Here is a 25,583-nt window from a genome sequence, read left to right on the forward strand (position 1 = left end):
TTGCGTGGGTGGCTCTCGCAGTACCTGTATCACCAGGATCTCCCCGACGTCCAGGACGCCTGTCAGCCTGGTTGAGCCGGCTCCCGGCTACATGCTTCCACGACAGAAGGAACGAAGACCCATGGCGGACAACCAGTTCACCACTCACGCAGACCTTTTCGATCTGAGTGGGAAATACGCACTCGTCACTGGCGGCACCAGGGGAATTGGGATGATGATCGCGCGCGGCCTGCTGCAGGCGGGCGCCCGCGTCGTCATCAGCTCGCGCAATGCAGACACGTGCGCGGAGGCACAGCGTCTACTCTCTGAATTCGGCGACGTTCAAGCAATCCCCGCCGACCTGTCCAGGTACGACGAGTGCCAGCGCCTCGCCGATCTTGTCCAGGTCGGCTCGGAACGCCTGGACATCCTCGTCAACAACGCGGGAGCGATGTGGCGCGAACCGCTGGAGACGTTCCCGGCCGAGGCCTGGGACACAGTGATCGACCTCAACCTCAAGTCGCCGTTCTGGCTGGTGCAGGCGCTGCTCCCCGCACTTCGCAGGGCGGGCACCGCCGATGATCCCGCGCGGATCATCAACATCGGCAGTATCGCCGCCATCCACGTCGCCGCGTCGCCCAACTACTCGTACGCCAGCAGCAAGGCGGGACTCCATCAACTCACCAGGGTGCTGGCCAGGGAACTGGGCCCACAGCACGTCACGGTGAACGCGGTGGCCCCAGGACCGTTCCCGTCGCAGATGATGGCGTCCACGCTCGATGCCATCGGCGACACGATCGCGGCGAAGGCCCCTCTGCGCCGGCTCGGCCGCGACGACGACATGGCAGGTATCGCCGTGTTCCTCGCCAGCCAGGCCGGGGCCTACCTCACTGGCACCATCATCCCGGTCGACGGCGGCATCGCCACGACCGCAACAGGTACCTAGGCGTCGGGGGTACCAGCAGAACCTCCCTTCGCCTGCGGATATGGCCTACGGTGACGAGGTGGACACGATCGATCTGCGCACCGAGATCAAGGAATTCCTGAGCTCACGTCGCGCGCGGATCACGCCCGAGCGGGCCGGACTGCCCGCCTACGGCGACAACCGCCGGGTCAAAGGTCTGCGTCGCGAAGAGGTAGCTCTGCTGGCCGGGGTATCGGTCGACTACTACGTGCGGATGGAGCGCGGCAGCCTCGCCGGCACCTCCGACGGGGTGCTCGACGCGTTGGCCTCTGCCTTGCACCTCGACGAGGCCGAGCGCGATCACCTGTTCCACCTCGCGCGGCGGTCCAGGGTGCCCGGCGGTCCACGCCGCCGGCGACGCGCCGTGACGGTGCGTCCGGCGCTTCAGCAGGTGCTCGACGCCATCACCGATGCGCCGGCGTGGATTTGCAACGGCCGTTATGACGTGCTGGCCATGAATCACCTCGCCCGCGCGCTGTTTTCACCGGTGCTGGCCGACACGCGACGGCCGGCGAACACCGCGCGGTTCGTGTATCTGGATCCGGAATCGGCAAAAGCGTTCTTCGTCGACTACGACCAAATCGCCTGCGATACGGCCGCGAAGCTACGCATGGAAGCCGGCCGCAATCCGCACGACGAGGAGCTGATCGCCCTGGTCGGTGAGTTGTCGACACGCAGTGAACTGTTTCGGCAGCGGTGGGCATCTCAGGACGTTCGGCTCCACCGATCCGGACGCAAGCGTCTGCACCATCCGGTAGTGGGGCAGCTAGACCTGGACGTCGAGTCGATGGAGCTGCCTGCCGAACCCGGCTTGAACCTGACGGTCTACACCGCGCCCGCCGGCACGGCGACCGCGGACGGTCTGGCCCTGTTGGCATCGTGGGTGGCCAACGCTGATGGCGTTCACTCCGTACCCGGCCACGTTCACGGCGTTGCTGCTCTCCGACAGCGGACAGACGACGGCCGGTCCGGCCTGGATTGACCGGACTGGCCTGAGGGATCGCGCGTGTACGCGATGTACCGCCACCAGTTACGACCGGTGATCCAAGACGGAGCGAAAGCGATGGACGCAATCTTCCCGGATTCGGCGGCATAGTCACGAAAGGCCGGTCCGCAATCTGCGGGCCGGCCCCGGCCAGATGGCCTAGGCTCATGTCCGGCCACCGGAACGGGTGACGCGGCTGGGTATTCAGTCGACGTAACGAATGCCACAACCGAAAATGGCTGGGTGACAGTCTCCGACCGCATAATTGTGAAAGTCCTGAAGAGGGTGCAGAACGTCGCCCGCACACGCCAGACCGGAGAGCCGCACGGCATGACGCGGGCCGTGCCTGGCAAACGCGGGAAGTACGTCGCCTACGAGCAGAGCGTGGTGGAAGCTGTCGAGGCTGCTGCTGGGCAGCTCGCTGCCGATCTGCGGTTTGAGCACCTTGACCAGTCCCGGGATGAGCTGTGGAAGTTTGTTGATCAATGTCAGGCCAACCGCAAATCCGACCGCGTCCAGGGGTTCGTTGAGGCGCACGCTCGCGCCCCCTTCACCACTAAGTGCCGAGTCGAGATCGACTACTTGAAAGTTGAGCAGCCGGTCGACATTTTCGGCGTCCGGCTCACGCCCGTGAACATGGTCCCACTCATCCGACGCCAGGCACCGAGTCTTGGTACTCATTCAGGCTGCATGGCCGAGGTCGAGGTCACCGGCACCAATCTGGACCTGATGCGGGAACGAGCGCGCTCCCATGTCGAGCGCGCGCTACGGGTTCTGCGAGTGGCCTTCCTCGACTACCACAGCGTCCGAGCGGTGCAACTGCGGTTCCGGGTCGGAGCGGTCGCCGAGCTGTATAACGGCGCCGGTGAGTGGCGCGCCATGGCCGACGGTACGAGCGAGTTGGCCGTCAACCGACCCACGGTCGAGGCCCTCGCCGATCGCCCCACCGCCAGACTGACCAGAGAGCCGACCAGCGATATCGAAGAGAAGGCCAATGTCGCATTGAGCTGGATCGAACGTGCGATGTTCGCGGACGATCCCTTGGTGGCGATGCTCTACCAATTCTTCGCGCTCGAAGCGATCCTCGGCGACAAGTCCAGCGGCTTGAAGGGCGAGCAACTCGCCTTCCGTCGTGCGACGCTGAGCCACGCAGTAACGGGAGGATTCAACCATCCGGCGACTGCTCTATGGCTGTACGAAGATGTCCGGAACAACGCGGTTCACGGTACGAGCATGCCGGAGGTGAGCTGGGCACTCGTCCAGCAGTTCGCCTCAGACGTTCGAGCCGCTCTTAACGAGTACCTGACGTTCGCGGAATCCCAGGGCTTCGCTAGCCGCGGCAAGTTGATGTATGCGCTCGACGAACATCCCGATCGTCAACAACTCGTCGACTGGCTCCGTGACAGTGGTGGGCCGCGTTGGGAGCGGTTCGTTGCCGAGCAGACGACGGCTGGTGATGCCGAGGCTCCGCAGGACTGATGGGCACTCCGTATGTCACTCAGGTCACGCAAAAGCCCGGCTCGCTAGACGCGAACCGGGCTTTGACCTGCGTGGGCCTACCAGGACTTGAACCTGGGACCTCTTCGTTATCAGCGAAGCGCTCTAACCGCCTGAGCTATAGGCCCTTGAACGAGGAGAACTTTACAGGACCCCCGAGGGGGCCCTGCAACCGGGTTACTCCCGTTCCGACAGCGTGACTTCGAGGCCGCCCGCGAGGTCGGCCGACACGTTGTAGATGAACGCGCTTACCGTGGCCAGGGCTGACACCAGGACGATGTTGATCGCTCCCAAGATCGCCGCGATGCCGAACACCCGGCCCGCGCTGATCAGCGGTTCCGAGGATGCGTTGGCACCCTCGCCGCCCACCAGGGACGAGTACGTTCCGTTCAGCTTGTCCCAGACGCCCATGCCGTCGAGGACCGTGTACAGGACGCCGACCGCCACCAGCCAGACGAAGAACATCGCGACGCCCAGGACCAGGGACAGCTTGAGCACCGACCACGGGTCGAACCGCTTCACCTGCAGCGACGCCCGGCGCGGGCCGCGGCCCGGGCGCCGCAAAGCGCTGGGCCGGGCTCGCTGGGAGGACGCCGAGGGGACGGCGGCCGCGGACGGCTCGCCGCTCGGCGGGGTGTCTCCACTTCCGCCGAACAGGCGAGGCGCCGCGCTGCCCGTCACCACCGTGCGCTGCTCCGGGGAGACCGGCTGGGTCTCCTCGGCCGCCGGCTCGGGTTTGTAGAGCGCCTCATCCGTGGCCAGCTTCACCGTTGCCTCGGAGTCGCCGTCCTTGCCGACCCGCTGCCAGGGCGGGCTCGCCGGAGTCCCGTTCGAACCCGCTGCCTCGGGATTCTCGGATGGTGTCACGAAGAGTCATTCCTTACCCGTGCCGTGGTGACGCCGTCTCACTGCTCCGGCGGCGCCGTCGTTTCTTCGTCCGCTGCTGTCGTCTCGGCCACAGTTTCCGACACGGCTTCCACCGTGTCGTCCGCCGTGACTTCGGCTTCCGCGTTGTCGTCACCATTGGCGACGTCCGAGGGCTCGTCCGCGTTGCGTGCGACCGCGAGAAGAGTGGTTCCTTCGCCGAGATTCATCAGCCGGACCCCCTTCGTCTGCCGCCCTGCCTTGCGCACGTCGCCCGCCGGCGTGCGGATCACGCCGCCGCTCGAGGTGATCGCGTACAGCTCGTCCTCGGCGTCGACGATGAGCGCACCCACCAGCCTGCCACGTTTGCGGTCGTGCTGAATGGTGAGCACACCCTTGCCGCCGCGGCCCTGCACCGGGTAGTCCTCGATCGGCGTCCGCTTGGAGTACCCGCCGTCCGTCGCGACCAGCAGGAACTTGTCCTCCTTGACCACGCTGATGCCGAGCAGCTCGTCGCCGTCGTTGAACCGCATGCCGAGCACGCCGGACGTCGGGCGGCCCATCGGCCGCAGTGCCTCGTCGGTCGCGTGGAAGCGGATCGACTGGCCCTCCGCGGACACCAGGAGCAGGTCGTCCTCGGCCGAGGCCAGGACCGCGCCGACCAGCTCGTCGCCCTCGCGCAGGTTGATGGCGATGAGGCCACCCGAACGGTTCGAGTCGAAGTCGGTGAGCTTCGTCTTCTTCACCAGGCCGCGCTGGGTGGCGAGCACCAGGTACGGCGCGACCTCGTAGTTCTTGATCTGGATGACCTGGGCGATCTGCTCGTCCGGCTGGAACGCCATGAGGTTCGCCACGTGCTGGCCGCGCGCGTTGCGGTTGGCCTCGGGCAGCTCGTACGCCTTGGTCCGGTAGACGCGGCCCTTGTTCGTGAAGAACAGCATCCAGTCGTGCGTCGAGCAGACGAAGAAGTGCTGGACGATGTCGTCCTGCTTCAGCGTCGCGCCCTGCACGCCCTTGCCGCCGCGCTTCTGCGAGCGGTACAGGTCGGTTTTCGTTCGCTTGGCGTACCCCGTGCGGGTGATCGTGACGACGACGTCCTCGACCGCGATGAGCTCTTCGTCGGTGACGTCGCCGCTGAAGCCGATGATCTTCGTGCGCCGGTCGTCGCCGTACTTCTCGACGATCGCCATCAGCTCGTCGCGGATGATCGAGCGCTGCCGCTCCGGCTTCTCGAGGATGTCCTTGAGATCGGCGATCTCCAGCTCGATCTCGGCCAGCTGGTCGATGATCCGCTGACGCTCCAGGGCGGCGAGGCGCCGCAGCTGCATGTCGAGGATCGCGGTGGCCTGGATCTCGTCGACGTCCAGCAGCTCCATCAGGGCCGGCCGGGCCTCGTCGGCGGACGGCGACCGCCGGATCAGCGCGATGACCTCGTCGAGCATGTCGAGGGCCTTGACGTACCCACGCAGGATGTGGGCCCGCTCTTCGGCCTTCCGCAGGCGGAACTTGGTCCGCCGGACGATGACCTCGACCTGGTGCTTCACGTAGTGCCGGATGATCTGGTCGAGCCGCAGCGTGCGCGGCACGCCGTCGACCAGGGCCAGCATGTTGACGCCGAAGTTCTGCTGCAGCTGGGTGTGCTTGTAGAGGTTGTTCAGCACGACCTTCGCGACCGCGTCGCGCTTGATCGTGACGACGATCCGCATGCCCGAGCGGCTGTTGGACTCGTCGGCGATGTCGGAGATGCCGGTGAGCTTGCCGTCGCGGACCAGGTTCGCGATGTTCTCGACCAGGTTGTCCGGGTTGACCTGGTAGGGCAGCTCGGACACGACCAGGATCGTGCGGCCCTTCGCGTCCTCTTCGACCTCGACGACCGCGCGCATCCGGACCGAGCCGCGGCCGGTGCGGTAGGCGTCCTCGATGCCGGACGTGCCGAGGATCATCGCCCGGGTCGGGAAGTCCGGGCCCTTGACCCGCACCAGCAGCGCGGCCAGCAGCTCGTCGTCGGTCGCCTCGGGGTTCTCCAGCGCCCAGACGACGCCCTCGGACACCTCGCGCAGATTGTGCGGCGGGATGTTGGTCGCCATCCCGACCGCGATCCCGGAACCGCCGTTGACCAGCAGGTTCGGGAACCGCGACGGCAGGACGTCCGGCTCCTGCGTGCGGCCGTCGTAGTTGTCGGAGAAGTCGACGGTGTCTTCTTCGATGTCGGCCAGCATCTGCATGGCCAGCGGCGCGAGCCGGGACTCCGTGTACCGCATCGCGGCCGCGGGGTCGTTGCCCGGCGAGCCGAAGTTGCCCTGGCCGTCGATCAGCGGGTACCGCAGCGACCACGGCTGGGCGAGCCGGACCAGCGCGTCGTAGATCGCCGAGTCACCGTGCGGGTGGTAGTTGCCCATGACGTCGCCGACGACGCGGGAGCACTTGTTGTACCCGCGGTCCGGCCGGAAACCGGAGTCGAACATCGAGTACAGGATCCGGCGGGCGACCGGCTTGAGGCCGTCACGCACGTCCGGCAGCGCCCGCGACACGATGACGCTCATCGCGTAGTCGATGTAGGAGCGCTGCATCTCCTGCTGGATGTCGACCGGCTCGATCCGGTCGTGTTCCGGAGCCGGCGGCAGAGTTTCCGTCATGAGGTCCTTCTCGAGTGGAGAGTCCTAGCGGGACAAAGAGCGGGGAACGCCTACACGTCCAGGAAGCGAACGTCCTTCGCGTTGCGCGTGATGAACGACCGGCGGGCCTCGACGTCTTCGCCCATCAGGACCGAGAACAGCTCGTCCGCCTGGGCGGCGTCGTCCATCGTGACCCGGCCCAGCAGCCGGTTCGCCGGGTCCATCGTGGTCTCCCACAGCTCTTCGGCGTTCATCTCGCCGAGACCCTTGTAGCGCTGGATCGCGTCGTCCTTCGGGAGCCGCTTGCCGGCCTCGACACCCGCCTGGATGACGGCGTCGCGCTCGCGGTCGGAGTACGCGTACTCCGGCTCCGCCCGCGGCCACTTGATCTTGTACAGCGGCGGCCGCGACAGGAAGACGTGGCCGTGCTCGATCAGCGGCGCCATGAAGCGGAACAGCAGGGTGAGCAGCAGCGTGGTGATGTGCTGGCCGTCGACGTCGGCGTCGGCCATCAGCACGATCTTGTGGTAGCGGAGCTTCGACAGGTCGAACTCGTCGTGGATGCCGGTGCCCAGCGCGGTGATCAGCGACTGGACCTCGGTGTTCTTGAGGACGCGGTCGATGCGGGCCTTCTCGACGTTGATGATCTTGCCGCGGATCGGCAGGATCGCCTGGTACATCGAGTCGCGGCCTTCCTTGGCCGAGCCACCGGCCGAGTCGCCCTCCACGATGTAGAGCTCGCACTCCGCCGGGTTGGTCGAGCGGCAGTCCTTGAGCTTGCCGGGAAGGCCGCCGATCTCCAGCGCACCCTTGCGGCGGACGAGGTCACGCGCCTTGCGCGCGGCCATCCGAGCCTGCGCCGAGGAGATCGACTTGTTGATGATCGTCTTGGCCTCGGTGGGGTTGCGCTCGAACCAGTCGGCCAGCCACTCGTTCGACTGCTGCTGCACGAACGTCTTGGCCTCGCTGTTGCCCAGCTTGGTCTTGGTCTGGCCCTCGAACTGCGGCTCGCCCAGCTTGATCGAGACGATCGCGGCGAGACCCTCGCGCACGTCGTCACCGGTCAGGTTGGTGTCCTTCTCCTTGAGCAGCTTCTTGTCGCGCGCGTACGTGTTGACGACGCGGGTCAGCGCGGCGCGGAAGCCCTCTTCGTGGGTGCCGCCCTCGTGGGTGTTGATCGTGTTGGCGAACGTGTAGACCGACGGCGTGAACCCGTTGTTCCACTGCATCGCGACCTCGACCTCGAGGCCGACACCCTTGGCGTCGAAGGAGATCACGCTGGGGTGGATCGGGTCCTTGCTGCCGTTGATGTGCTTGACGAAGTCCTCGAGCCCGCCCGGGTAGCAGTAGACCTTCTCCTTGACCCGGGCGACCTTGCCCTCGGCGTCGGCTTCGGTCTCCTCGTCGGCGACGCGCTCGTCGCGCAGGGACAGCGTCAGCCCCTTGTTGAGGAACGCCATCTCCTGGAGGCGGCGCGAGATCGTCTCGAAGTTGTACGTCGTGGTCTCGAAGATGTTGCCGTCGGCCCAGAACGTCATCGTCGTCCCGGTCTCGGTCGCCGGGCCGAGGTCTTCGAGGGGCCCCGGGATCTGGTCGGTGTACAGCTGACGCCAGTTGCGGCCGCCGTACTTGACCTCGGCGAGCAGCTTCGTCGACAGCGCGTTCACCACGGAGATGCCGACGCCGTGCAGGCCGCCGGACACCGCGTAGGAGTCGCTGTCGAACTTGCCGCCCGCGTGCAGCTGGGTGAGCACGACCTCGATGGTCGGCTTGTTCTCCTTGGGGTGCATGTCGACGGGGATGCCGCGGCCGTCGTCGACGACGCGCACCCCGCCGTCGGCGAGGAGGGTAACCTCTACCTTGGTGGCGTGCCCGGCCATGGCTTCGTCGACCGAGTTGTCGACGACTTCCTGGACGAGGTGGTGCAGCCCGCGTTCACCGGTGGAACCGATGTACATACCGGGGCGCTTGCGGACCGCTTCGAGGCCTTCGAGCACCGTGATCGACGACGCGTTGTACTCGCTCTTGTTCTCGGTCACCGGCGTTGTTTCTCCTCGTCTCGCCCGAGCGGACACTCGCTCCCTTCCAGTGTACTTGGCCGCGTCCGCTGGCATGCGGCAAGGACACCCCTGAGCGCGTCGCAGACGGACGAAATCGGTCCGAGCCGAGTCTTGACGTATCTCGGGAGGTCTGGATGCGTTCTCGGGGCATTCAACCGAGCATCACGCAACCCGGGTCAGCCGTACGTGTCACGCGGGCCGCGACCCGGCACGTGCCGGGGCCCTTTCCGCCAGCTCGGGGCCATCGGACCCTGGATCCGCATGCGCTTGACGACGCCGTTCCCGACCCCCGCCGCGATCTTGGCCAGCAGCTTTCCCTGCAGCAACCGGAGCTGGGTGGCCCACGCCGTGGAGCTGGCGCGGACGGTGAGTTCGCCGTCCTTGAGCGCGACCGGCTGGGCGTGTTCGGCGACGTCTTCGCCGACCAGCCGGGCCCACTGGGCGAAGACGCGGGCGGTCGTGACGCTCTCGTTCCAGCCGCGGTCGGCGACCATCCGCGAGACGAGCCGGCCGAGCGGCTGCGGATCACGCGGGTCCGCACCCGGCCCCGACCAGCGCCGGCGCCGGGGGTTCTGGCCCCCACCGCCGCCGACGGCACGCCGCCGGTAGCCCGGTGAGGTGCCGCGTTCCTTGGCCTTCGCCTTGGCCGCTTCGAGCGCCGCGTGAGCGAGGTCCCGACCGGTGCTCCCATTTGGAGCAGCGCCGTCTTCACTCTGTGTGCCCGAAGGCGCGTTCCCAGGTGGGTTAACCCCCGTGCGGGGGGTGTCAAGCGGCCGTTTCGGCGTTTTGGTCACGCGCGGCGATAACCCGGGCACGGGTTTATCCACACTGTCCACAGGTTTGTCCCCAGATCGGTGGGTAACTGCTGTGTCGGCGGTCACACGGGGTGTGCGACTTGATCTTGGCGAACCCGGTCCGCCCTGTTCAGCCACGCGAAATCTCACCATCCGCCACCACGAACCGGGACCCGGCGAGCTCCCCGGGCACGTCTTCGTCGACCGCGGCGGTCACCAGCACCTGTTCGGCGCTCGCGGCCACCTCGGCCAGCCGGGCCCGGCGCTTGCGGTCGAGCTCGGCGAACACGTCGTCGAGCAGCAGCACCGGCTCACCCGCCTCCGCGCGCAGCAGCTCGTAGCTGCCGAGCCGGAGGGCGAGCGCGAACGACCACGACTCGCCGTGGCTCGCGTAGCCCTTGGCCGGCGCCTGGCCCAGGATCAGCTCCAGCTCGTCCCGGTGCGGGCCGACCAAGCTGACCCCGCGCTCGAGCTCGGATTTCCGAGCTTCGCCGAGCGCCTTGAGTAAGACGTCCTTGAGGACTTCGGGTTGCGCCCGTTCGCCATCCGGTACGCCGTACGTCTCCGGCAGGGCCTCACCCAGCGAAGACTTGTACGAAATCTTCGCCGGCCGGGAGTCCGGAGCGACGCCCATGTACGCCGAAGCCGCGTGCGGCCCGAGGTCCGCGACGAGGTTCAGGCGCGCGGCCAGCAGCTCCGCGCCCGCCACCGCGAGGTGGTCGTCCCAGACTTCCAGCGTCGACAGCGCGTACGGGTCTTCGCGGCCCGTACGCCGTTTCCCGGCCGTCTTGAGCAGGGCGTTGCGCTGCTTCAGCACCTTCTCGTAGTCGGCCCGGACCCCCGCGTACCGCGGCGCGCGCAGCACCAGGAGCTCGTCGAGGAACCGGCGTCGCTCGCCCGGGTCACCCCGGACCAGCGCGAGGTCCTCCGGCGAGAACAGCACCGTGCGCAGGATCCCGAGCACGTCACGCGGCCGGCCCACCGCACCGCGGTTGACCCGGGCGCGGTTCGCGCGGCCGGCGGTGATCTCGAGCTCGACCGTCAGCTCGCGGTCGTCGTTGACCACCGCGACCCGCACCAGCGCGCGCTCGCAGCCGTGCCGGATCAGCGGCGCGTCCGTCGCGACGCGGTGCGAGCCCAGCGTCGCGACGTACCCGATCGCTTCGAGCAGGTTGGTCTTGCCGCGACCGTTCTGGCCGACCAGCACGGTCGGCCCCGGTTCGAGGGCGAGATCGGCCTGGGGCCAGGAGCGGAAGTCGGTGACCTGCAGGTGACGCAGATACACCAGGGGCTCCCTATCCGCCGACCTTCTTCACCGCGTGCCCGCCGAACTGGTTGCGCAGTGCGGCGACCGCGCGCATCGCGGCCGAGTGTTCCTGGCGCGAAGCGAAGCGCGCGAAGAGCGCGGCCGAGATGACCGGCGCCGGCACGGCGTTGTTGATCGCCTCTTCCAGCGTCCAGCGGCCTTCGCCGGAATCCTCGACGTAGCCCTCGAGGTCGTCCAGCTCCGGGTCCTCGTCGAGCGCGCGCACGAGCAGGTCGAGCAGCCACGACCGGACGACCGTGCCGCGCTGCCAGCCCTTGATCACCGCGGGCACGTCGTCGACGACCTTCGCGGCCTCGAGCAGCTCGAAGCCCTCGGCGAAGGCCTGCATCATGCCGTACTCGATGCCGTTGTGGATCATCTTCGCGTAGTGCCCGGCACCGACGCTGCCCGCGTGCGAGAAGCCTTCCTCGCGCGGGCCTTCCGGGCGCAGCGCGTCGAAGATCGGCATCGCGCGCTCGACGTCCGCGGCCGTGCCGCCGACCATCAGGCCGTAGCCGTTGTCCTTGCCCCACACGCCACCGGACACGCCGCAGTCGACGTAGCCGATGCTCTTCGCGGCGAGCAGGTCGGCGTTCAGCTTGTCGTCGGTGTACTTCGAGTTGCCGCCGTCGATCACCATGTCGCCGGCGGAGAGCAGGTTGCCCAGCTCGGTGACGGTCTGCCGGGTCGGCTCGCCGGCCGGGACCATGATCCAGACGATCCGCGGACCATCCAGTTTGGACACCAGGTCTTCGAGCGACGTCGTGTCGGTGACGTCCGGGTTGCGGTCGTAGCCGACCACCTCGTGACCGGCCGCGCGCAGCCGTTCACGCATGTTGAAGCCCATCTTGCCCAGGCCGATCAGACCGAGCTGAACCATGAGATCCCCTTACGTGCTAACGAAAGTTGCGGGTCAGCCCGGGAGGCGGACCGGCATCAGGAGGTAGAGGTAGCCGGGGACGACGTTGCCCTCGGGGTCGGCGGGCTTGATCAGCGCGGGCCGGTTCGGCGTGGTGAACGTCAGCTCCGCCCGGTCGCTGTGGAGCGCGCCGAGGCCGTCGACGAGGTAACCCGGGTTGAACGCGATGGTCACCGGCTCACCTTCGTACTCGACCTGGAGCTCCTCTTCGGCGCTTCCCTCGTCGTCGCCGCCCGCGGACAACCGCAGCGTGTTGTCCCCGAACTCCAGTCGTACCTGAGTCCCCCGCTCCGCCACCAGTGAAACGCGCTTGATGCTCTCGGTGAGAGCGGACACGTCGATGACCGCGCGTGAAGTGTGCGACGCGGGCAGCAACTGGCGGTACGGCGGGAACTCCGCATCGAGCAGGCGGGTCGTCGTGTAGCGCCCGGAGCCGGACAGGCCGAGCAGGCCTTCGCCGCTGGCGAGCGCCAGGCGGATCGTGGCGCCGCTCGCGCCGAGCGTCTTGGCGGCTTCGGCGAGCGTGCGTGCCGGGACAAGCACCGCGGCGTCGGCCAGGCCCTCGGCCGGCTGCCAGGTGAACTCGCGCATGGCGAGCCGGAAGCGGTCGGTCGCGACGAGGGTCAGCGCGGTGCCGGAGATCTCGAGCCGCATGCCGGTGAGCATCGGCAGCGTGTCGTCCTTGCCCGCGGCGACGACGACCTGGGTGACGGCCTGGCCGAACGCGTCGCCGGCGAGCTCGCCCGCGAAGGCGGGCTGGGACGGCAGCTGCGGGTAGTCCTCGACCGGCATGGTCGGCAGCGAGAACTTCGCACTCCCGCACGTGATGGTGGCGCGCGCGCCGTCGACGGAGATCTCGACCGGCTGGTTCGGCAAGGACTTGGTGATGTCGGCGAGGAGCCTGCCGGACACCAGGAGGCGGCCGCCGTCGGCGATCGTCGCCGGGACGCCGACCGTGGCCGAAACCTCGTAGTCGAAGCCCGAGACCGTCAGTGCGTCGGTGTCGCCGTCGGAACCGGCGTCGAGGAGCACACCGCCCAGAACCGGCACGGGAGGCCGGGAGGGGAGGCTTCTCGCCACCCACGCGACGGCGTCGGCGAGCCCGTCACGCTCGACGCGGATCTTCATGCGCGCATCCTTTCGACGACCGAGCCCCTGTCGGCTCGGGCCAGGCCTCGCTCTGGCAGGGCAGTGACCGGCTGCCCCCTCCGGCCGGTCCGCCCTCCGCGTTGAGCGGCCGGAGCACGGACCAGGTGCAGGCATCCACGTTAGGCCGTCGCGGCGGCCCGCGTCACCTCGGGCTGCCCTTCGGTTTGTCGACATGACGACACGTTCTCGCGGCTGTCCCCAGATTCGTCCTGCGCCTGTTTTTATCTTTTTCTCTCTTAGAAGAGATCTAAAGGCAGTAGCAGTAGTAAGCGTTGTGGATTGTGTGGATGGAGCCCCTTTGCGCAGGTCGGAGCGGTCGCGGGCGTGTGGAGAACAGTGGTGGCAGTCCTGTGGGTAGATCGGGCCGTCCGTGGATGGTTTCGGGCGACCCCCGATTCGTCCACAGATGGCCCCAGTTGTCCCCACGGTTGTCCCCAGGTGTGCGGCGATCCGTCCCCAGGGTCTGGGGGTGCGCGGAGGGGTCCGAACCCCCCTTCCGAGTGACCGGCCCGTCCTGTGCACACAATGTGGGCAACCTGTGGAATCAGCGTGGACAAGGGTGTGGATTCCCTGTGGATCACCTGTGGACGAATTCCGCGTCGCCGCTGGTGGGAGATCCGTTGGCACTGTGGGCAATCCGCCCACACCATGGGGAAACTTCCTTGTGTACAAACAATTTTCGCGACTTTGCGAAGCGCGCGTACGCGGCTTCGCTGCTTCGCGTGCTTCGGACAGTCCAAAGACGACAAAGGGGCGTCCACAGTGCGTGGACGCCCCGAAGTCGTTGCGGGATAAGGGGATGTGCTACTGGCGGGCGCGCTGCTTGATGCGCGAGGTCAGCTCCTGCACCTGGTCGTAGATGCGCCGGCGCTCGGCCATCTCCTTGCGGATCTTCTTGTCCGCGTGCATGACGGTCGTGTGGTCGCGGCCGCCGAACGTCTGCCCGATCTTCGGGAGCGACATGTCGGTCAGCTCGCGGCAGAGGTACATGGCGATCTGGCGGGACGTGGCGAGCGCCTTCGTCTTGCCCGGGCCGCACAGGTCGTCGAGCGTGACGTCGAAGAACTCGGAGATGACGCCCATGATCGTGGGCGCGGTGATCTCCGGGGCGTGCGAGTCGGGGATGAGGTCGCGCAGCACGATCTCCGCCAGCGCGGCGTCCACCGGCTGCTGGTTCAGCGACGCGAACGCGGTGACGCGGATCAGCGCGCCTTCGAGCTCCCGGATGTTCGCCTCGACGCGCGAGGCGATGAACTCCAGGACGTCGCCCGGCACCGCGAGCCTGTCCTGCGCCGCCTTCTTGCGGAGGATCGCGATGCGCGTCTCGAGCTCGGGCGGCTGGATGTCGGTGATCAGGCCCCACTCGAACCGGGTCCGCAACCGGTCTTCCAGCGTCTCGAGGCGCTTGGGCGGCCGGTCGGAGCTGACGACGATCTGCTTGTTCGCGTTGTGGAGGGTGTTGAAGGTGTGGAAGAACTCTTCCTGCGTACCTTCCTTGCCCTCCAGGAACTGGATGTCGTCGACGAGCAGGATGTCTATGTCGCGGTAGCGCCGCTGGAACGCGACCTTGCGGTCGTCTCGCAGCGAGTTGATGAAGTCGTTCGTGAACTCTTCGGTCGAGACGTACCGCACGCGCATGCCGGGGAAGAGGCGTTGCGCGTAGTGGCCGACCGCGTGCAGCAGGTGCGTCTTGCCGAGCCCGGACTCACCCCAGATGAAAAGGGGGTTGTACGCGCGGGCCGGTGCTTCGGCGACGGCGACCGCGGCCGCGTGCGCGAAGCGGTTGGACGCGCCGATGACGAACGTGTCGAAGGTGTACTTCTCGTTCAGCTTCGTCTTCGACGTCTGCGGCTGCGCCGGCGCGGTGTAGGGCTGGCCGGCGATCGGCTGGCCGGAGAACGTCGGCCAGATCTCGTGGACGGCGGCGAGCGCTTCGCCCTCTTCGTCGACCTCTTCGTCCGTGTCGTCACCGTCGTCGGGCTTCGTCGCGAGGGACTGGTGCTGCGGCATCGGCGGCGCGGGCTCGGGGCGCGGCGGCGGCAGCATCGGGCCGGGACCGGGCCGCGGCGCGGGCGCCGGCTCCGGGCTGACCCCGTTTTCCACCCGGCCGGGTGACGGCACGTAGTGGGGGGCGGCGACCGGGGCGACGGCTTCCGTGTTGTCGACCTTCACCGCGAGCGAGATGGCGCGGCCGAGCCGCCGGGAAAGCGCGTCGGTGATCGCGCCGCGGAGCCCGCGTTCGATCGCTTCCTTCGCGAAGTCGCTGGGAGCCGCCAGCAGCGCGGTGCCGTCGAGCAGACCGATCGGGCGGGTCACCCGCATCCAGGCGCGCTGCTGAGGGGACAACGTCCCGTCCGACAGTTCGCGCACCACCTGCTCCCAGATGACGCCCAGATTGTGCTGGTGCTCCGACACTGGTCCGGCTCCCCTCCCCTCGTCGGCGTGGACGGCCGACGCCCCTGGTCACGCGCCCGGCGCGCCTGCGCGGACCTGCGTATGCATCGGCACAGCGAATATCCACATAGTTGTCCACAGCTGTGCACTAATGTACGGCGACCCGCGGCGACGCCACCTGCGGGCTCGTCGTACGCCGGTGGGCACTCCACCACCCGGATACTCGTGCACCTCGACCGGTGACCCGAGAGAGGCACGCTAACAAGCCCCGCCCGCTGCCACAAGGCATCCTGGGTCGCAAGCATTTCACGGTGTACGGCGTGTTGCCATTCGGTGCCGCGGCGTCGATGATCTCGGCTTCACGGCCCCGTCGCGGACCGTGGCCGAGGGGGTGCTTACCGGGCGCCCGACGGGGGTGCGTACCCTCGTAAGGTCTCCCGTATGCGACGGGTGCTATTCGCGTGCCCACGTTGTCGTCGCTCGTCGTGACGAGGCCACACGTTGGTAGGAGACACCAGAGACTGCCGTGCGCCCGCACGACACGCCAGGCGGAGGGAACCTTCCTCCCGTCCGACGCGACACACAGGAGAAGCAGTGAGCAAGGGTAAGCGCACCTTCCAGCCGAACAACCGCCGCCGCGCGAAGACCCACGGGTTCCGCCTGCGCATGCGGACCCGCGCCGGCCGGGCCATCCTGGCGGGCCGCCGTCGCAAGGGCCGCGCCGCGCTGTCCGCCTGATCCGGCTCGTCGGGGCGCGCCGTGCTGCCGGCTGCCGCACGTCTGCGGCGGAGTGAGGACTTCCGCGTGGTTCTCCGTCGGGGGTCCAGGGCAGGCAGGCGTCGCCTCGTCGTCCACGCACTGACCACGGACCCGTCCGAGGCCGCCGACGTCACGTCGGCGGCCAGGGCGGGTTTTGTGGTGAGCAAGGCCGTCGGGAACTCGGTGGTCCGCCACCGCGTCACCCGGCGGCTTCGTCATCTCGTTTCCGCCCGGCTCGGAACCCTTCCCGCTGGCAGTGCGTTGGTCGTACGGGCATTGCCGCCGTCCGCGACCGCGTCCAGCGCGGAGCTCGGAGCCGATCTCGACGCCGCACTGCGCCGTCTTGGACTGTCGCCGTCGCGCCGTCCGGCCGGGGATGCCCCGAGCCCGACGCGTCCCGCGGACGCGGCCCCCGACCACGGATCAGCGGTGTGACCGGCATGCGAGCCACCCCCGAGCACGATCATGACCACGACGTGGAGACCGCGCCCCCGCGGCCCGGTCCCGTCGCCTGGGTCCTGTTGCTCCCCATCAAGCTCTACCGCAAGGCGATCTCGCCCTTCTTCCCGCCGGCTTGCCGGTTCTACCCCAGCTGCAGCGCGTACGCAGTCGAAGCCCTGACCCGGCATGGCGCCGGCGGCGGCTCCTACCTCGCGCTGCGCCGGCTGCTGCGCTGCGGCCCGTGGACCCCGCCCGGCCGCGACCCGGTCCCCGAGAAGTTCTCGTGGCGCTACCGCAGACCTGAAACACCGATCGAGGAGTAGCAGCAGTGCTCGATTTCATCTACTACCCCGTGTCCTTCATCCTCTGGTGTTGGCACAAGGTCTTCGGGTTCGTCTTCGGTGAAGCGACGGCGATCTCCTGGATCCTCGGCATCATCTTCCTGACGTTCACGGTCCGCGGCATCATGTTCAAGCCGTTCGTGAACCAGGTCCGGTCGATGAAGAAGATGCAGGACTTCGCGCCGGAGATGAAGAAGGTCCAGAAGAAGTACGCGAACGACAAGCAGCGCCAAGCGCAGGAGATGCAGAAGCTCCAGCGCGAGCACGGCGTCAACCCGCTCGGCAGCTGCCTGCCGATGCTGCTGCAGATCCCGGTGTTCATCGGTCTGAACTGGGTCCTGCGCGCGTTCACGATCCAGCCGAAGGACGGCGGCGCCAAGACCGAAAACTACTTCTTCAACAAGCACGACGTCGATTCGTACGTCAACGCGAAGCTGTTCGGCGTCAACATCGGCGAGGCGATCCACAACGGCGTCACCGCGATCGGCGGCTCGGGCGCGTCGGGCTGGCACTGGAACGTGCTCCCGGTGGCGCTGCCGCTGATGATCGTCGCCTCCATCGCCACGCACCTCACCGCGCGGCACTCGGTGGCCCGGCAGAACGCCGCGTCGGCCACCCCGCAGACCGCGATCATGAACAAGCTGACGATGTACGTGTTCCCGCTCGGTGTGCTCGTCTTCGGTGCGCTGTTCCCGCTCGGCCTCCTCTTCTACTGGCTGGCGAACAACGGCTGGACCCTGATGCAGCAGCGCCTCGTCTACACGAAGATCGACAAGGAAGAGGCTGCCCGCAAGGCGGAGGCCGCCGAGAAGCGCGCGTCGCTCGGCCCGAAGCCGGGGCAGAAGCCGGCCGCGCCGAAGGTCGGCCAGAAGCCGGTCCAGCAGAAGAAGAACCAGTCCGCGCAGGGCGGCTCGCAGAAGAAGGTCACGAAGGCGGGCTCGGCCCACGGCTTCGCCCAGACCTCCGGCGCTTCGGGCGCTTCGGCAGCGAGCGAGTCCGCGAAGGCGGCTGACCCGGCCCCCGCTGAGACGAACGGCCAGAACGGCTCGAAGGACAACGGCACTGGGGTGCCGGGCCTTCTCAAAGACTCGACCAGGAAGTCGGGCCGGAAGCGCCGCTGAGGCGCGACCGGTTCGGAGAGGAGACGAATGATGTCGGAGACGATCGACACGATCGACGCCGATCAGGACGACGTGACCCCGGAGCCTGCTGCTTCCGCGGACGCAGTGGGCGAGCAGAAGGCGGGTGGTGACGACGTCCTCGTGCAGGAGGGCGACATCGCGGGCGACTACCTCGAGCGGCTGCTCGACCTGCTCGACTACGACGGCGACATCGACTTGGACGTCGAGGCGGGCCGCGCGATCGTGAGCATCGACGGCGGCGAGGACCTCGAGAAGCTCGTCGGCCCCCGCGGCACGGTGCTCGAGGCGCTGCAGGAGCTGACCCGGCTGGCCGTCCAGCAGGAGACGGGATCGCGGAGCCGGCTGATGCTGGACATCGCGGGCTGGCGCGCGGACCGCCGCGAGGAGCTGCGCGAGCTCGGCCGCTCGACGGCGGAGTCGGTCCTCCAGAGCGGCGAGCGGGTGCGGCTCCAGCCGATGAGCCCGTTCGAGCGCAAGGTGGTCCACGACGCGGTGGCGACGGTCGCGGGCGTCACGAGCGAGAGCGAGGGCGAGGACCCGAAGCGCCGTGTGGTGATCTTCCCGGAGTCCTGAGTTCTTGGTTTGTGAAGCGGCCCCACTTGACTCGGTCAGGTGGGGCCGCTTCTTTGTGTGCATGCGTCCGGCGCCCGGCGAGGTACTCCACTTCTCGGAGGACCCGACGATCACCCGCTTCGCCCCGCACGTGGCCGCGACGGCCCAGCAGCCGGAGGCGTAAGTGTGGGCGGTCGACGCGGCGCGGGCGCCGGACTACTGGTTCCCGCGGCAATGTCCCCGGGCGATGGCGTGGACGGTCTCGGGGACGACCGAAGCGGACCGGTCGTGGCTCGGTGGCTCCCGGGTACACGCGATCGAGTACGGCTGGCTCGCGGCTCTGCAGTCGGTGCGGCTGTACGCGTACCGGTTCGCGGCTTCGTCGTTCCGGTCGTTCGGTGAGCACGCGCACGCGATGGTGGCGACCGCGCCGGTGTCCCCTCTGGGACTGCCGGAGCCGGTCGGCGATCTGCTGGCGCTCCACGAGGAGGCGGGGATCGAGCTTCGGGTGCTGGCGAACTTGTGGGGGTTCGTCGATGCGGCGTCGGCGAGCTCGCTCGGCTTCAGCGGGATCCGGCTGCGGAACGCTCGGCCGCGGGGGTTGCGGGCGAATCCAGCGCGGCGCGACTGAGCGAATTACAGCGGTGATGTTTCACGTGGAACGGGCACCCCGCCGACCCGACCGCCTAGGCTCGTCGTTTCACGTGGAACCGTCCACAGACCGCGTCTGGCCGAGTGGAGTTGTCCACATCTGCGGTCTGTCGGCTCGTTTTCGACTCGACATCAGGGACAATCGAACGAGCGCCGTTTCACGTGAAACGCGCGGACGAGGAGTAGACGGAGTGAGCTTGGAACAAGCCTCGGCAGTGCGGGCCGCGGCGGAGCGAGTGTTCGGTGAGCGCGTGGACCAAGCCGCTGGGTACGTCGAACTCCTGGAACGTCACGGGGTCGAGCGCGGGCTGATCGGGCCGCGGGAGGTCGAGCGGCTGTGGGAGCGGCACGTTCTCAACTCGGCCGTGATCGGTGAGCAGATGCCGGAAGGCGCCCGCGTCGTCGATGTGGGGTCGGGGGCCGGGCTTCCGGGAGTACCGCTCGCGATCGCGCGGCCGGACCTCGATATCGTCTTGCTCGAACCGATGGCCCGCCGGGTGGACTGGCTGGCCGAGGTGGCCGAGAAGCTGGAACTCCCGATCACCATCGTCCGTGGACGCGCGGAGGAGCGGCCTGTGCGTGAGCAGCTCGGTGGCGCCGACATCGTCACCGCTCGCGCGGTCGCCCCGCTCGCCCGGCTCGCGGACTGGTGCCTGCCGCTCGTTCGCTCCGACGGCTTCCTGGTCGCCCTCAAGGGCGCCAGCGCGGCGGACGAGATCGAGCGGGACGACGCCGCCATCCGCAAGGCCGGCGGGGCCGCCCCACTGATTGTCGAATGCGGTGCCGCAGTACTAGAGGTCCCCAGCACGGTCGTGAAGATCCGTCGCCTCCCGACGGCAGCGAAGCCGAAGGCGCGGAGCAGGAAGCGTTAACGGGTCGCGGTGTTCCACGTGAAACGACGCGACTCGACCACCGACCAGACGTCTATATGGAGGAGGTGTCGAGACCGGTGAATCCCCCGCCGTCCGACTCCACGGAGACCACGCCCGATGTGGGCTGGACCCCGATCGCCGAAGAAGCCGCCCGCGCCGCGCGTCTGCTGCACCCGGAGGAAGGGACGCTCCCGCGTCCCGGCCGTCGCCGGGTGATGACCGTCGCCAACCAGAAGGGCGGCGTCGGCAAGACCACCAGCACAGTCAACCTCGCCGCCGCGCTTGCCGTCCACGGGCTCAAGACGCTCGTCGTCGACCTCGACCCGCAGGGCAACGCGAGCACCGCGCTCGACGTCGACCACCGGTCCGGGACGCCGTCCATCTACGAAGTGCTCATCGGTGAGGTGACGCTCGCGGACGCCGCCCAGCCGACCGAGCAGTCCCCCAACCTCTTCTGCGTCCCCGCGACGATCGACCTCGCCGGCGCCGAGATCGAGCTCGTCTCGATGGCGTCCCGGGAGTCGCGGCTCAAGGAGGCCATCTCCTCGGAGATCCTCGACCAGATCGGCGTCGACTACGTCTTCATCGACTGCCCGCCCTCGCTCGGCCTCCTGACGGTCAACGCGATGGTCGCCGCGCAGGAGGTGCTCATCCCGATCCAGTGCGAGTACTACGCGCTCGAAGGGCTCGGGCAGCTGCTGAGCAACATCGAGCTCGTGCAGCAGCACCTCAACCGCGAGCTCCGCGTCTCGACGATCCTCCTCACCATGTACGACGGCCGGACCAAGCTGGCCGACCAGGTGACGAACGAGGTGCGGAACCACTTCGGCGACACGGTCCTCAAGACGGTCATCCCCCGCAGCGTGAAGGTGTCCGAGGCGCCTGGGTACGGCCAGACCGTCCTCGCTTACGATCCCGGTTCACGCGGTGCGATGAGCTACGTCGACGCGGCGAAGGAGATCGCCGAGCGTGGCGCACAGTTGGAGAAGGGTAGTTCCACATGACCGAACGCAGAGGAGGATTGGGGCGCGGCCTCGCCGCCCTCATCCCGACCGGACCCACCGGTGGTGGTCCCCTGCCCGCGCCCGCCGATGCCACGGCGGCGGAGAAGAAGGCGGCCGAGGACAAGGGCTGGTTCGCGGCGAACGGTCAGGCGAAGCAGCACAGCGGCGAGGTCGCCGGCGCGGTCTACCGCGAGATCCCGGTCGGCTCGATCAAGCCCAACCCGAAGCAGCCGCGCCTCTCCTTCGACGAGGAGGCGCTCGCCGAACTCGAGCACTCGATCCGCGAGTTCGGGCTCATGCAGCCCATCGTGGTCCGCGAGCTCGGGAACGACGAGTACGAGCTCGTCATGGGCGAGCGGCGGCTGCGGGCGTCGCAGCAGGCGGAGCTCGAGGCGATCCCGGCGATCGTCCGGCAGACCGCCGACGAGTCGATGCTGCGCGACGCGCTCCTGGAGAACATCCACCGCGTCCAGCTGAACCCGCTCGAAGAGGCGGCGGCGTACCAGCAGCTGCTCGACGAGTTCGCCGTCACGCACGAGGAGCTGGCGAGCCGCATCGGCCGCAGCCGGCCGGTCATCACCAACACGATCCGGCTCCTCAAGCTCCCCCTGCCGGTGCAGCGCCGGGTGGCCGCGGGTGTCCTGTCCGCCGGCCACGCCCGCGCGTTGCTGTCGCTGGAGGACGCCGACAGTCAGGAAGAGCTCGCTGCGCGCATCATCGCGGAGGGCATGTCGGTCCGGGCGACCGAGGAAGCCGTCACGCTCAAGAAGAGCGAGAAGCCGGCCAAGCCGAAGCCCGCGGCGCGCAAGCCGATCCAGGCGCCGGGGTTGCAGGAGCTCGCGAACCGCCTCTCGGACCGGTTCGACACCCGGGTGAAGGTCGACCTCGGCCGCCGCAAGGGCCGGATCACGCTCGAGTTCGGCTCGGTCGACGACCTCGAACGCATCGTCTCGATCATCGACGCGAATGGGGCGAATCAGACACCGAAAACCGATTAGGGATCACCCCAGGGTGTTTCGTCACGGTGATGATTACTCCACGCGGTCGCGCCGACCACATCCAGTGATCATCGGTCGCGACACGAAAAAGGCCGCCACGGACAATCCGAGGCGGCCTTTCGCGTGGCTGGAGTCAGCGAGAAATCGCGCGTCCGATCAGTTCGGCGAACACCGTGCCGAGCGACTTGCCCGCCGCTTCGATCGCCATCGGCACCGTCGACGTCTCGGTGAGGCCCGGCGACGGGTTCACTTCCAGGAAGTGCACCGTGCCGTCCGCCGCGACGATCGCGTCGGTCCGCGAGATGTCCCGGAGCCCGAGGACGCGGTGCGCGGCGACGGCGAGCTCGGCCGCCGCCTTGGCCGCGGCGTCGTCGAGCCGGGCCGGGGTGAAGAAGTCGGTCAGGCCGGCCGTGTAGCGGGCCGTGTAGTCGTACACGCCGCTCTCCGGGACGATCTCGACCGCGGGGAGCGCCTCGGGGCCGGTCTCGCCCTCGATGACCGTCACGGCCACCTCGACGCCGTCCACGAACCGCTCGGCGAGCACCGTGTCGCCGTATGCGAAGCAGCCGACCATCGCCGCCGGCAGTTCGGCCGCCTCGCGGACCACCTGGGTGCCGAGCGCCGAGCCACCCTGGTCGGGCTTGAGGATCAGCGGCAGGCCGAGTTGCTCGACCATCGCGTCGAGCACCGCCTGGGCGCCGAGCTCGCGGAACGTGCTGTGCGGCAGCACCACCCAGCCCGGCGTCACGAACCCGGCGTTCTCGACGAGCGCCTTGGCCGTCGGCTTGTCCCACGCGCGGCGGCAGCCCTGGGAGCCGGTGCCGACGAACGGCACCTCCAGCATCTCCAGCACCGTCTGCACCGAGCCGTTCTCGCCCTCACCGCCGTGCAGGGCGACGACCACCGCGTCCGGCCGCTGGGTGCGCAGGCGCTCCAGCAACCCCGCGTCGGTGTCCCACTCCTCGATGCCGAGGCCTTCGGACTTCAGCGCCGCGGAGAGCCGCCGCCCGGACCTCAGCGAGACGTCGCGTTCGTGCGAAAGCCCGCCGGCGAGCACGGCAACGGTACGGTCGACCACCGTGGAAACTCCTTAGCTGGTTAAAAACAGACTCAGACCGTGTCGGGGGACGGGTTCTGCGGCCCCTGGATCTGGCGCGTGGCCACGTTACCGAAGGTGCGCGCGAGGTCCATTTCGGACTCCAGCACGGCGGCCAGCCGCCGCACGCCCTCACGGATCCGCTCCGGCGTCGGGTAGCAGTAGGACAGCCGCATCTGGCGGCTGCCGAAACCGTCGGCGTAGAAGCCGGTTCCGGACGCGTACGCCACCCGCGCGGTCACCGCGCGCGGCAGCATCGCCTTCGTGTCGACGCCTTCCGGCACCGTCACCCAGACGTAGAAACCGCCGTCCGGCTTGGTCCAGGAGCAGCCCGCGGGCAGGTACTGGTCGAGCGCGGACAGCATCGCGTCGCGCCGCTCGCGGTAGTTCTCGCGGAACTTCTTGATCTGGCCCTTCCAGTCGTGCGTGGCCAGGTAGCGCGACACGATCATCTGGTTGAACGTCGGCGGGCACAACGTCGCCGACTCCGCGGCCAGGACGAGCTTTTCGCGCACGGCGTGCGGCGCGAGCACCCAGCCGACGCGCAGGCCCGACGCGAACGTCTTCGAGAACGAGCCGAGGTACACGACGTTGTCGGGGTCCGTCGAGCGCAGCGCCGGGTACGTCTGCCCGTCGAAACCGAGCATCCCGTACGGGTTGTCTTCGACGACCAGGACGCCGTGCTCGCGGCAGATCTCCAGGATCTCCGCGCGGCGCTCCACGGCCAGCGTGACGCCGGCGGGGTTGTGGAAGTTCGGGATCGTGTAGAGGAACTTGACGCGCCGTCCGGCCTTCTCCGTCTGCGCGAGTGCCTCGCGCAGCAGCTCCGGCACCAGGCCGTTCTCGTCCATCGCCACGTGCACGACCTGCGCCTGGTACGCGGCGAACGAGCCCAGCGCGCCGACGTACGACGGGCCTTCGGCGATCACGACGTCACCCGGGTCGCAGAACAGCCGCGTGACCATGTCCAGGCCCATCTGGGAGCCGACGGTCACCACGACGTCGTCCGGGTGCGCCTTGATGCCCTCCAGGGCCATGATTTCGCAGATCTGCTCGCGCAGCACCGGGACGCCGTGCGCCGAGCCGTACTGCAGGGCGACGAGCCCGTCTTCGGCGATGATCTCCGCCACCTGCGCGGACAGCGTGTCGAGCGGGAGCGCGGCCAGGTTCGGCATGCCGCCGGCCAGCGAGACCACCTCGGGCCGGCTGGCCACCGCGAACAGCGCCCGGATCTCGGAGGCGGTCATCCCGGCGGTGCGCGCGGCGTACCGCTCGAGGTGCGGGTCGAGGTTCTGGCGGCCGCTGTGCGGCTTGCTGGGGCGGTTCTCGGTCATCGACGATTCACCCGGGGCTCGGTGGACACGGTCACTCTCGAGGGAGCTGATGGATCCCATCGAGTGTAACCGGGCACCCATCCAGGCCCCCTGACCTTTCGGTGCTTGTCACATCGGCCTATCCTCGACCATGGCTCCCGTGATCGTGCTGTTCTACCGCGCGGCTTGACGACCGGGCAGCCGTCGGGAGCGCAGGGGTCAGGGAGGTCGCGGGTGTCGCGTCGCGTCGTGGGCGTCACACTGGACAACCTGGAGCATCTGCCGAAGAGCTGCCGCAGGTGCGTCTACTGGGAGCTGGCCCCGCACCTGAAGAACCAGGCCGAGGAGTTCGGCGCCACCGAGGTCGAGAAGGAAGCCTGGGTCTCGAGCGTCCTGCTCGAGTGGGGTTCCTGCGGCCGCATCGTCTACAGCGACACGCTGCCGGTCGGGTTCGTGCTGTACGCCCCGCCGAACGCCGTCCCGCGCTCGCTGGCCTTCCCGACGTCCCCGCCGAGCGCGGACGCGGTCCTGCTGACGGCGTTCCAGGTGCTCCCCGAGTTCCGCGGTGGCGGGCTCGGCCGGATGCTCGTCCAGGCGGTTGCCAAGGACCTGACGAAACGCGGCGTGCGCGCGATCGAGGCGTTCGGCGACGCTCGCCCCGAAGAGTCGGACCCCGACGGCGGCCACAGCTGCGTGCTGCCGGCGGCGTTCCTGCAGAGCGTCGGCTTCAAGACCGTCCGCCCGCACCAGAAGTGGCCGCGCCTGCGCCTGGAACTGCGCTCGGCGATCACCTGGAAGGAAGACGTCGAGGCGGCGCTGGAGCGGCTGCTCGGCCAGGTGACGATCACCACGGCCGAGCCCAGTCTCGGCCGCGCCTGAGCCGCATCT

General features: G+C 68.4%; 23 protein-coding genes and 1 tRNA gene. 13 read left to right on the forward strand and 11 right to left on the reverse strand.

The genetic code is table 11. The features are described 5' to 3' along the window. Positions 1–121: 121 nt before the first annotated feature. The 3 genes from QQ657_RS18560 to QQ657_RS18570 all read left to right on the forward strand — a co-directional run bounded on the left by QQ657_RS18560 (position 122) and on the right by QQ657_RS18570 (position 3,407). Positions 122–925 (forward strand): SDR family oxidoreductase, encoded by an 804-nt coding sequence (locus QQ657_RS18560; RefSeq protein ID WP_284743421.1) that lies wholly within the window; start codon positions 122–124, stop codon positions 923–925. Positions 926–983: 58 nt separating this feature from the next. Next, positions 984–1,925, forward strand: coding sequence for a helix-turn-helix transcriptional regulator (locus tag QQ657_RS18565; RefSeq protein WP_284743422.1), 942 nt, complete (start codon positions 984–986; stop codon positions 1,923–1,925). A 246-nt stretch (positions 1,926–2,171) separates the two neighbouring features. Continuing rightward, positions 2,172–3,407 (forward strand): hypothetical protein, encoded by a 1,236-nt coding sequence (locus QQ657_RS18570; protein WP_284743423.1) that lies wholly within the window; start codon positions 2,172–2,174, stop codon positions 3,405–3,407. A 72-nt stretch (positions 3,408–3,479) separates the two neighbouring features. On the opposite strand, the gene QQ657_RS18575 is transcribed toward QQ657_RS18570, so the two are convergent. The 9 genes from QQ657_RS18575 to dnaA form a co-directional block, all read right to left on the reverse strand. Beyond that, positions 3,480–3,553 (reverse strand) — tRNA-Ile (locus QQ657_RS18575). Positions 3,554–3,602: 49 nt separating this feature from the next. Next, positions 3,603–4,292: a DUF3566 domain-containing protein gene (locus QQ657_RS18580; RefSeq protein WP_284743424.1), complete on the reverse strand. Its 690-nt coding sequence runs from the start codon at positions 4,290–4,292 to the stop codon at positions 3,603–3,605. Positions 4,293–4,330: 38 nt separating this feature from the next. Further along, complete coding sequence (gene gyrA / locus QQ657_RS18585; RefSeq protein WP_284743425.1) at positions 4,331–6,925, reverse strand: DNA gyrase subunit A; 2,595 nt, start codon at positions 6,923–6,925, stop codon at positions 4,331–4,333. Between the two features lie 50 nt (positions 6,926–6,975). Beyond that, positions 6,976–8,943, reverse strand: coding sequence for a DNA topoisomerase (ATP-hydrolyzing) subunit B (gene gyrB / locus QQ657_RS18590; protein ID WP_284743426.1), 1,968 nt, complete (start codon positions 8,941–8,943; stop codon positions 6,976–6,978). A gap of 197 nt (positions 8,944–9,140) precedes the next feature. Then, positions 9,141–9,779, reverse strand: coding sequence for a DciA family protein (locus QQ657_RS18595; RefSeq protein ID WP_434056751.1), 639 nt, complete (start codon positions 9,777–9,779; stop codon positions 9,141–9,143). 109 nt (positions 9,780–9,888) lie between these two features. After that, on the reverse strand, positions 9,889–11,043 hold the full coding sequence (gene recF / locus QQ657_RS18600; protein ID WP_284743428.1) for a DNA replication/repair protein RecF: 1,155 nt from the start codon (positions 11,041–11,043) through the stop codon (positions 9,889–9,891). A 10-nt stretch (positions 11,044–11,053) separates the two neighbouring features. After that, positions 11,054–11,944 (reverse strand): phosphogluconate dehydrogenase (NAD(+)-dependent, decarboxylating), encoded by an 891-nt coding sequence (gnd, locus tag QQ657_RS18605; protein ID WP_284743429.1) that lies wholly within the window; start codon positions 11,942–11,944, stop codon positions 11,054–11,056. Positions 11,945–11,977: 33 nt separating this feature from the next. Continuing rightward, positions 11,978–13,111: a DNA polymerase III subunit beta gene (dnaN, locus tag QQ657_RS18610; RefSeq protein WP_284743430.1), complete on the reverse strand. Its 1,134-nt coding sequence runs from the start codon at positions 13,109–13,111 to the stop codon at positions 11,978–11,980. A gap of 825 nt (positions 13,112–13,936) precedes the next feature. Next, positions 13,937–15,547, reverse strand: a complete 1,611-nt coding sequence (dnaA, locus tag QQ657_RS18615; RefSeq protein ID WP_284743431.1) for a chromosomal replication initiator protein DnaA — start codon at positions 15,545–15,547, stop codon at positions 13,937–13,939. A gap of 573 nt (positions 15,548–16,120) precedes the next feature. Here dnaA and rpmH point away from each other — a divergent pair. The 9 genes from rpmH to QQ657_RS18660 all read left to right on the forward strand — a co-directional run bounded on the left by rpmH (position 16,121) and on the right by QQ657_RS18660 (position 22,286). After that, positions 16,121–16,264 carry a 50S ribosomal protein L34 gene (rpmH, locus tag QQ657_RS18620; protein ID WP_003082934.1) on the forward strand — a complete coding sequence of 48 codons (144 nt, stop codon included), beginning with the start codon at positions 16,121–16,123 and terminating at the stop codon, positions 16,262–16,264. Between the two features lie 21 nt (positions 16,265–16,285). Beyond that, positions 16,286–16,720, forward strand: a complete 435-nt coding sequence (gene rnpA, locus QQ657_RS18625) for a ribonuclease P protein component (RefSeq protein ID WP_284743432.1) — start codon at positions 16,286–16,288, stop codon at positions 16,718–16,720. A gap of 5 nt (positions 16,721–16,725) precedes the next feature. After that, entirely contained in the window at positions 16,726–17,049 is a 324-nt protein-coding gene (yidD, locus tag QQ657_RS18630; RefSeq protein WP_284743433.1) for a membrane protein insertion efficiency factor YidD, read from the forward strand. Between the two features lie 5 nt (positions 17,050–17,054). Beyond that, positions 17,055–18,188, forward strand: a complete 1,134-nt coding sequence (gene yidC, locus QQ657_RS18635) for a membrane protein insertase YidC (RefSeq protein WP_284743434.1) — start codon at positions 17,055–17,057, stop codon at positions 18,186–18,188. Between the two features lie 30 nt (positions 18,189–18,218). After that, positions 18,219–18,782 (forward strand): Jag family protein, encoded by a 564-nt coding sequence (locus tag QQ657_RS18640; protein ID WP_284743435.1) that lies wholly within the window; start codon positions 18,219–18,221, stop codon positions 18,780–18,782. A gap of 163 nt (positions 18,783–18,945) precedes the next feature. Then, entirely contained in the window at positions 18,946–19,392 is a 447-nt protein-coding gene (locus tag QQ657_RS18645; RefSeq protein WP_284743436.1) for a DUF6886 family protein, read from the forward strand. 211 nt (positions 19,393–19,603) lie between these two features. Then, on the forward strand, positions 19,604–20,284 hold the full coding sequence (gene rsmG, locus QQ657_RS18650; RefSeq protein ID WP_284743437.1) for a 16S rRNA (guanine(527)-N(7))-methyltransferase RsmG: 681 nt from the start codon (positions 19,604–19,606) through the stop codon (positions 20,282–20,284). A 77-nt stretch (positions 20,285–20,361) separates the two neighbouring features. Then, a complete protein-coding gene (locus tag QQ657_RS18655; protein ID WP_434056752.1) occupies positions 20,362–21,288 on the forward strand; it encodes a ParA family protein in 927 nt (308 codons plus the stop codon). Then, a complete protein-coding gene (locus QQ657_RS18660) occupies positions 21,285–22,286 on the forward strand; it encodes a ParB/RepB/Spo0J family partition protein (RefSeq protein WP_284743439.1) in 1,002 nt (333 codons plus the stop codon). The genes QQ657_RS18655 and QQ657_RS18660 overlap by 4 nt, the downstream gene beginning before the upstream one ends. Before the next feature lie 133 nt (positions 22,287–22,419). Here QQ657_RS18660 and QQ657_RS18665 read toward each other — a convergent pair whose 3' ends face one another. After that, entirely contained in the window at positions 22,420–23,364 is a 945-nt protein-coding gene (locus QQ657_RS18665; RefSeq protein ID WP_284743440.1) for a D-alanine--D-alanine ligase family protein, read from the reverse strand. A 32-nt stretch (positions 23,365–23,396) separates the two neighbouring features. After that, positions 23,397–24,716 (reverse strand): aminotransferase-like domain-containing protein, encoded by a 1,320-nt coding sequence (locus QQ657_RS18670; protein WP_284743441.1) that lies wholly within the window; start codon positions 24,714–24,716, stop codon positions 23,397–23,399. A gap of 213 nt (positions 24,717–24,929) precedes the next feature. Between QQ657_RS18670 and QQ657_RS18675 the strand changes: the two genes are divergently transcribed. Then, positions 24,930–25,574, forward strand: a complete 645-nt coding sequence (locus tag QQ657_RS18675) for a GNAT family N-acetyltransferase (protein WP_284743442.1) — start codon at positions 24,930–24,932, stop codon at positions 25,572–25,574. Positions 25,575–25,583: the final 9 nt, after the last annotated feature.

Source organism: Amycolatopsis ponsaeliensis (assembly GCF_030182635.1).
In the GTDB taxonomy this organism is placed as follows: domain Bacteria; phylum Actinomycetota; class Actinomycetes; order Mycobacteriales; family Pseudonocardiaceae; genus Amycolatopsis; species Amycolatopsis ponsaeliensis.

Excerpts from the sequence above, each read along its gene's own strand:
- dnaN (WP_284743430.1), bottom strand. The coding sequence starts at position 13,111 with ATGAAGATCCGCGTCGAGCGTGACGGGCTCGCCGACGCCGTCGCGTGG.
- QQ657_RS18640 (WP_284743435.1), top strand. The coding sequence starts at position 18,219 with ATGTCGGAGACGATCGACACGATCGACGCCGATCAGGACGACGTGACC.
- yidD (WP_284743433.1), top strand. The coding sequence starts at position 16,726 with ATGCGAGCCACCCCCGAGCACGATCATGACCACGACGTGGAGACCGCG.
- gnd (WP_284743429.1), bottom strand. The coding sequence starts at position 11,944 with ATGGTTCAGCTCGGTCTGATCGGCCTGGGCAAGATGGGCTTCAACATG.
- QQ657_RS18560 (WP_284743421.1), top strand. The coding sequence starts at position 122 with ATGGCGGACAACCAGTTCACCACTCACGCAGACCTTTTCGATCTGAGT.
- QQ657_RS18670 (WP_284743441.1), bottom strand. The coding sequence starts at position 24,716 with ATGACCGAGAACCGCCCCAGCAAGCCGCACAGCGGCCGCCAGAACCTC.
- gyrA (WP_284743425.1), bottom strand. The coding sequence starts at position 6,925 with ATGACGGAAACTCTGCCGCCGGCTCCGGAACACGACCGGATCGAGCCG.
- QQ657_RS18660 (WP_284743439.1), top strand. The coding sequence starts at position 21,285 with ATGACCGAACGCAGAGGAGGATTGGGGCGCGGCCTCGCCGCCCTCATC.